This window comes from Lacinutrix salivirga, assembly GCF_053604675.1.
Genome location: NZ_JBSHNP010000048.1, coordinates 1 through 646 on the forward strand (window position 1 = coordinate 1; position 646 = coordinate 646).

Annotated in this window: 2 protein-coding genes; both read right to left on the reverse strand. The window is 28.0% G+C overall.

Going from position 1 to position 646, the window contains the following annotated elements:
• Nucleotides 1–376 (reverse strand): hypothetical protein (locus tag ACVC5O_RS01425; RefSeq protein ID WP_452219679.1); only part of this gene is annotated, 376 nt, incomplete at its 3' end.
• Nucleotides 377–383: 7 nt separating this feature from the next.
• On the reverse strand, nucleotides 384–646 hold a 263-nt coding region (locus tag ACVC5O_RS01430; RefSeq protein ID WP_452219680.1), incomplete at its 5' end, for a hypothetical protein.

The window sequence follows — 646 nt, forward strand, 5'->3', positions numbered from 1 at the left end:
CAAAATCTCTTATTTTGTGGTCAATATAAAAATCTGAGCCTTTATTATACAAATAATATGTTATTCCATTAAACTTAAAAGGTTCGTTACCAAATTGTTTTGGGTACTGTTCTCTTAATAATTCTTTAAAAGGGTTAAAGTCTGGATGCTCAACCAACTCTTCTATTTTTTTGTAAAAAGCTTGTTTAAGTGTTTTCATATCTTCTTTTGAAACTTCAAAAGCTTCTTCTGAAAAAATTTTTTCTTTTAATTGCTGTTTTAGGCTATCTGGAATATTTAATGAAGCATAAGTATTCTCGTACTCTCCATTGTTCGTTCTTCCTATTATAGGTCTGTTGTTTTCTTCTTTGAAAATATAAATTCTTTTATTTCTCATTACTGTATTATTTTGATAATTCTACAATTGTTTCTCCATAGTCATCCAAAATGACTTTTATTTTTTTAAAATCTCTTTCACTAAATGTTTTATAAAAATTAGTGCTTTTAACAGCCTTAAACTCATCATAACTATTATCCATTTCTTTCCAAAATTCTTTGTGTCCTAAAGATTCTCCGTTGGGATATTTTGGGTCTAACTTCCAGACTGCTTTTACTTTTTTAATTCTCTCGCCAAATACTTCAAAAACTTCATCTGTCCAATGCTGTC